This window comes from Aestuariivirga sp. (assembly GCF_041738905.1).
Lineage (GTDB): Bacteria > Pseudomonadota > Alphaproteobacteria > Rhizobiales > Aestuariivirgaceae > Aestuariivirga.
The window spans coordinates 1-6,472 of sequence record NZ_JBGSOZ010000063.1; the positions used below are offsets into that span (position 1 = coordinate 1).

At 64.0% G+C, this 6,472-nt stretch carries 5 protein-coding genes; 1 reads left to right on the plus strand and 4 read right to left on the minus strand.

Annotated features, from left to right (window positions below; all coding sequences use genetic code 11):
- The 3 genes from ACEW8Q_RS04885 to ACEW8Q_RS04895 form a co-directional block, all read right to left on the minus strand.
- A partial coding sequence (locus ACEW8Q_RS04885) for an enoyl-CoA hydratase/isomerase family protein (protein ID WP_373502932.1) occupies positions 1–360 on the minus strand: 360 nt, incomplete at its 3' end.
- Complete coding sequence (locus ACEW8Q_RS04890) at positions 353–1,930, minus strand: acyl CoA:acetate/3-ketoacid CoA transferase (protein ID WP_373502933.1); 1,578 nt, start codon at positions 1,928–1,930, stop codon at positions 353–355. The genes ACEW8Q_RS04885 and ACEW8Q_RS04890, both read right to left, overlap by 8 nt.
- Positions 1,931–1,934: 4 nt before the next feature.
- Complete coding sequence (locus ACEW8Q_RS04895; RefSeq protein WP_373502934.1) at positions 1,935–3,521, minus strand: GMC family oxidoreductase; 1,587 nt, start codon at positions 3,519–3,521, stop codon at positions 1,935–1,937.
- A 190-nt stretch (positions 3,522–3,711) separates the two neighbouring features.
- On the opposite strand from ACEW8Q_RS04895, the gene ACEW8Q_RS04900 reads away from it, so the two are divergent.
- Complete coding sequence (locus tag ACEW8Q_RS04900) at positions 3,712–5,805, plus strand: FAD-dependent oxidoreductase (protein ID WP_373502935.1); 2,094 nt, start codon at positions 3,712–3,714, stop codon at positions 5,803–5,805.
- Between the two features lie 15 nt (positions 5,806–5,820).
- Here the strand turns inward: ACEW8Q_RS04900 and ACEW8Q_RS04905 are convergent.
- Positions 5,821–6,472, minus strand: a 652-nt coding sequence (locus tag ACEW8Q_RS04905) for an ABC transporter ATP-binding protein (protein WP_373502936.1), incomplete at its 5' end; no start/stop codon positions are given.

Sequence of the window (6,472 nt, forward strand, 5' to 3'; positions counted from 1 at the left end):
CGCCAGTTCCAGCCCGCCGCCCAGCGTGTGGCCGTTCAGCGCCGCAACCAGCGGCTGGCGCAATCGCGCCAGCGCATCAAAGGCGCGATGGCCGTGGCGGACCCAGGCCATGCCGAAGTCATCGGGGCTCCAGGCCGACCAGGCCTCGATGTCGCCGCCAGCGCAGAAGGATTTGCCCCCCTCGCCCGTGATGATCGCGGCGCGAACGCCCCTGGCAGTCTCGATCAGGTGGGCGGCCCGCTCCAGCGCCAGCACCATCTCGTAGTCGAGCGCGTTGAGCTTTTCGGGCCGGGCGACCGTGAGGATCGCCAGATGCCCGTCAAATTCAAGGCGGATGCGGCTGTCGCCCGTGTCAGCCATGGAGCGTCATCCCCATGACCTCGGGCTGGAAGAGCCGCTTGTCCATTTCCTTCAGGCCCGGCGACACGATGAGCGGGAACTCCGCCTGATCGAGGATGTTGGCCTGGAGTTCGACGCCTGGTGCAATCTCGGTGACGACGATGCCCTCGGGTGCGAGCTTCATCACGCAGCGCTCGGTGACATAAGTAACGTCCTGACCCTGCATCACGCCGCGGCGTCCGGAGAAGGACACCTGCTCCACCTCCTTCACCAGCTTCTTCACCTTGCCTTCCTTCTCGATCTTCAGCTTGCCGTCCACGATCTCCATCTTCGCGCCGGCATTGTAGAAGCCCGAATAGACGATCTTGCGCGCGCGCGTGGTGATGTCGACAAAGCCGCCCGCGCCCGCGGTCACATGCGGCCTGACGCCCAGCTTCGAAACATTGACGGAGCCATGGCTGTCGATCTGCAGGAAGGACAGCAGCGAGCAATCGAAGCCCGCCGCCTGAAAGTAAGTGAACTGATACGCAGACGGCACGAAGGCCTCGGCATTCGATGCGCAGCCGAACTGGAACTCGAGAAGCGGAACGCCGCCCACGGCACCTTGCTCGATTACCCAGGTCGCCTGTCCGTGCAGGCCTTCCTCGATGAAGATGCGGGGCACGTTGGCGGAGACGCCGAAGCCGAGGTTGACCGCCCAGCCCGTCTTCAGTTCCTGCGCCACGCGCCGCGCGATGGCCTTGCCGGTGCCGAAGTCCATGAGCGCGAAGCTGGAGATGGGCTTGAACACCTCGCCAGAGATCGTGGGGTCATAGGGCGTCTGCGTGGTCTGCCACTGGTCGGGTGCCTCGACGATGTAGTCGACCAGAATACCCGGCACGCGCACCTGATGCGGCTTGATCGTCTCGTTCTCGGCGATGGTGCGGACCTGCGCGATGACGATGCCACCATTGTTGTGCGCGGCCAGTGCGAGTTCCATGGCGCCCAGATAGGCGCCCTCCTGCTCGAAGCTCATGTTGCCGCGCTCGTCGCACGCACTCGCCCGGATGATCGCCACCTTCGGCACGATGGCCGGAAAATAGAGCCACTCTTCGCCGTCGAACTCGATCTTGCGCACGATGGGCCGGGCCTTCGCACTGGCATTCATCGCGCACCCTTCGTGGGTCGGATCGACGAACGTATCGAGGCCGACCTTGGTGATGACGCCGGGCCGCTTGGCCGCCGCCTCGCGCATCATGTCGAACATGATGCCGGAAGGCACGTTGTAGGCGGGCATCACATCTGCCCCCAGCATCTGCCAGATCTTCGGCGGCTCGGAGGCCGAGGGGCCCGAAGGATAAGATCCGCCGATGATGCGGCCGATCAGGCCCGGCTTTGCGATGTGCTCCACGCCGCGGATGCCGAACATATCGCCGGCGGCGATGGGGTGCAGCATCGTGAGATTGCGCGGATGGGCCTCGCTGTCGTAGCGCTCGCCCAGCGCCTTCAGCACGGCATCGGGGCAGTTGAGGCCCGAGGAGGAATTGACCGCGACGACGGCATCGTCGGGGATGGCCTTCACGGCTTCGGCGGCGGAGACGATCCTGGGCATGAACTCACCTTTTGCCGCGGATGATGTCCGCGGCCTTTTCTGCAATGGCAATTGTCGGGGCGTTGGTGTTGGAGGAAACGACCTCCGGCATGATGGAACTGTCGCAGACCCTGAGACCTGCGATGCCGCGCACGCGGAGCATGGGGTCCACCACCGCCATCTCGTCGACACCCATCTTGCAGGCACCCACGGGATGATAGGACGAGCGGGCATTGGCGCGCGCGATCTCCTCATAGTCCAGCCGCGTCTTCACGCCGGGACCGGGAAAATGTTCGGCGGCGACATACTTCATCATGGCGCGCGTGCGGCCCACCTCCTGCGTGACCTTGATGCCGTCGATGTGGCGGTCGAGATCATAGGGATCGGCAAACGAGTTGGGATCGATGATGGGCGCGTCATGCGGGTTCGCCGAGCGGAGCTTCACGAAGCCGCGCGAGCGCGGACGCGTGTGATAGGAGTTGCAGGTGGCGCCATTGCCGCCGGGCACGGTGCCAACGCCCTCCTCCACACCGGCGCCTGCGAGAAAATGGAACTGCAGGTCCGGCGTCTTCTCGCTGCGGTCGCTCCACCAGAAGGCGCCGGCCTCCACGATGTTCGACGCGACGGGTCCGGACCTGAAGGCCAGGTATTCAAGTCCCGCCATCAATTGCCAGTGCTTCTTCTTGTACTTGTCATAGGAGTGCGCACCGTTGAGCACCCAGGTTACGTCAGTCGAGAAATGGTCATGGAAGTTCTGTCCGACACCGGGGAGGTCGTGGACAATGGGAACGCCAACCTCCTTCAGGTGGCCGGACGGCCCGATGCCGGAAAGCATGAGCAGCTTGGGCGAGCCGATGGCGCCCGCCGTGACGATCACTTCGGCGGAGGCATCGATGCGCTTGATGGCACCCCCCTCGACAACCTCGACGCCCGTCGCCCTGCCGTTTTCGACAATGATGCGGTTGACGAAAAGATCGGTGCGGAGCGTGAGATTGGGCCGCGCCAGAGCGGGCTTCAGGTAGCCCACGGCGGCGCTGCAGCGGCGGCCGTTCCGGGTCGTGGTCTGGTAGAGGCCAGCGCCCTCCTGCCGACCGGAATTGAAATCCGGGTTGAGCGGCATGCCGAATTCCCGGCAGCCCTCGACATAGGCCAGCGACACCTGGTTGGGCGTGCGCGGATCGGACACGCCGAGCGGTCCGTCGGTGCCATGCTCGGGATCGCCGCGCCTCGAATTGCCTTCGGACTTGATGAAATACTGCTTCAGTCCGGACCAGCTCCACCCGTCGCAGCCATGGTTCTTCGCCCAGTTGTCATAGTCCTCTGGGCAGCCGCGCGTGTAGATCTCGGCGTTGATGGAACTGCCGCCGCCCAGCACGCGGGCCTGAGGATAGACGGCAACGCGGTTGTTCGCATGTTTCAATGGAACTGTCTGGTAGCCCCAGGTGAGCGGCCCCGCCGTCATCTTGAAGAAGCCGACCGGCATGTGGATGAAGGGGTCACGATCCGTCGGGCCGGCCTCGATGACCAGCACCTTCGCGTCGGCAATCTCCGACAGCCTGGCCGCGAGGACGCAGCCGGCCGAGCCTGCGCCCACGATCACATAATCATACATTCCGCCAACTCCCGCCGCCCGAAACAGGCCTGCGCGGATTCTTATAAATAACTGTTTGGTTAATTCAAGAGGGCAGCATGACCATGCAAGGCGGAGACGGAATGCCGCTGCGAATTCATGGATTTGGGGCTTGCCGCAGCGTCTCGCTGGCTTAGAGTTCCCACGTCTGCAAGGGGGAGCTTCCGAACCGATGGCCCGTGATCCGCGATATGATGTCCTGTTCGAACCGGTCCGTATCGGGCCTGTGACCACCAAGAACCGCTTCTATCAGGTGCCCCATTGCAACGGCATGGGCTACCGCGATGCGACAGCACTCGCCACCATGCGGGCGGTGAAGGCGGAAGGCGGATGGGGCGTGGTATGTACGGAACAGGTGGAGATCCATCCCTCCGGCGACATCGCGCCCTTCATCGAGCTTCGCAACTGGGATGACCAGGACGTGCCGATGCTTGCGCGGATCGCGGATGCCGTCCATGCCCATGACGCGCTCGCCGGACTGCAACTCGCCCACAACGGCATGAATGCGCCGAACCTCTATTCGCGCGAGATCCCCATGGGACCGGCCGATCTTCCGGTGTTCTCGATCTACAACGATCCTGTCCAGGCCCGCGCCATGGACAAGGAAGACATCCGCAACCTGCGCCGCTGGCACAGGAACGCCGCATTGCGGGCGAAGAAGGCGGGCTACGACATCGTCTATGTCTACGCCGGCAAGCTGTTCGGCGGCGCCATGTTCTTCCTGTCGCGGCGTTTCAACACGCGCACCGATGAATATGGCGGCGTGCTTGAAAACCGCGCGCGCCTGCTGAAGGAACTGATCGAGGAAACCAAGGACGCGGTGGGCGACACCTGCGGCATTGCCTGCCGGATCTCGGTGGATGAACTTCTTGGCGAGGATGGGCTTCACGCGGCGGAGGCAAGGGATGTCATCTCGCATCTGGCCGAGCTTCCCGATCTCTGGGACCTGACGCTGTCGAGCTGGGACAATGACAGCCAGACGTCGCGCTTCGCGGAAGAGGCCTATCAGGAGCCCTTCGTCACCGGCATCAAGAAGCTGACGACGAAGCCCGTGGTGGGTGTCGGCCGCTTCACCTCCGCCGATACGATGGTGCGGCAGATCAGGTCCGGCATTCTCGATCTCATCGGATCGGCGCGGCCCTCGATCGCCGATCCTTTCCTGCCCAACAAGATCAGGGATGGCAATATCGACGACATCCGCGAATGCATCGGCTGCAACATGTGCGTGGCGGGCGACCATACCATGGTGCCCATGCGCTGCACGCAGAATCCGTCGATGGGCGAGGAGTGGCGGCGCGGCTGGCATCCCGAGCGCATCCGCCCGAAGTCTTCTTCCGCGAAAGTGCTGGTCGTCGGCGCTGGCCCGGCGGGACTTGAAGCGGCGATGATGGCGGGCCGGCGCGGTTATGAGGTGGCGCTGGCGGAGAGGACAACCGTGCTTGGCGGCCGCGTGGCGCGGGAGAGACTTTTGCCGGGCCTTGCAGCCTGGGGCCGGGTTGCGGATTACCGCACCGGGCAACTCGCCAAGATGAGCAATGTGGAGATCTATTGCGACAGCGATCTCACGGCCGAGGACGTCATGGGCTTCGGCTTCGAGCATGTGGCAATCGCGACAGGTTCCGCCTGGCGGCGCGATGGCGTGGCGCGCTTCCTGCTGAAGCCTTCGCCCATGTCACCCGACGCTGAGATCCTCACACCCGACGACATCATGGATGGGCGCCGGCCCGTGGGCAAACGCGTCACCATTTATGATGACGACCACTACTACATGGGCGGCATTCTGGCCGAGCTCCTCGTCGCAACGGGATATGCGGTCACACTGGTGACGCCCGCTCCAGACGTCTCCAACTGGATGCGCAACACCATGGAACAGTTTCGCGTGCAGGCGCGGCTTATCGAACTTGGCGTGAAGATCATCACCGCCCAGGGCCTCGCTTCCATCTCGAGGGAGGCCTTCGAGATGTCATGCGCCTTCACCGGGCGGCGTCTCATGGTCGAGACCGACGCAACGGTTCTGGTCACCGCGCGGACTCCGCATAACGCACTCGGCCAAGCGCTTTTGGCGCGGCGTGGCGAGTGGGCTGATGCGGGACTGAAGTCCGTGTGTGTCGTGGGCGATGCCCTTGCACCCGGCACGATCGCGGCGGCGGTATTCGGTGGCCGGCGCTATGCAGAGGAGCTGGAAGACGTCCGCGATGCCGATTCGCCGCTGTTCAAGCGCGAGGTGGCCGGGCTGGTGAACGGGCCGATGCCGTGGGAGACGTGATGGCGCTGAACCCGCTCACATCCGTTCGCCGCTCGCTGCATCGAAGAGATAGCAGCGTTCAGTGTCGAAGCTCAGGCTGATCGGCGTATCGAGCTCCTGGCGGAAACTGCGCGAGCCCTTGGCGACGACCATCTGTTCGCCTGCCATGGCTGCGACCAGCGTCTGGTCGCCTGTCGGTTCAAGCGAGTAGACTGTGGAATTGAGTGCGCCCCTTCCCGCCTCGGCCACGGAAATGTCTTCGGGCCTGACACCGAGGATCACGCCCTTGCGGCTGCCCTTGCCAAGACCTTCGACGCGCGTGCTGGCGCCGAAGAAAGTGCCGTTCTCCAGGTCACCCTTGATGAGGTTCATCGGCGGCGATCCGATGAAGCCGGCCACGAACACGTTGGCCGGATTGTTGTAAACTTCGTCGGGCGTGCCGAGCTGCTGGATCTTGCCCTTGTTCATGATGGCGATGCGGTCGGCGAGCGTCATCGCCTCGATCTGGTCATGGGTCACGTAGATGGTCGTGGTTTCGAGCTTCCTCTGGATGTGTTTCAGCTGCGCACGCATGGTGAGGCGCAGCTTGGCATCGAGGTTCGAGAGCGGTTCGTCCATGAGGAAGACGCGCGGGTGGCGTACCACGGCGCGGGCAAGGGCCGCACGCTGGCGCTGACCGCCCGAGAGC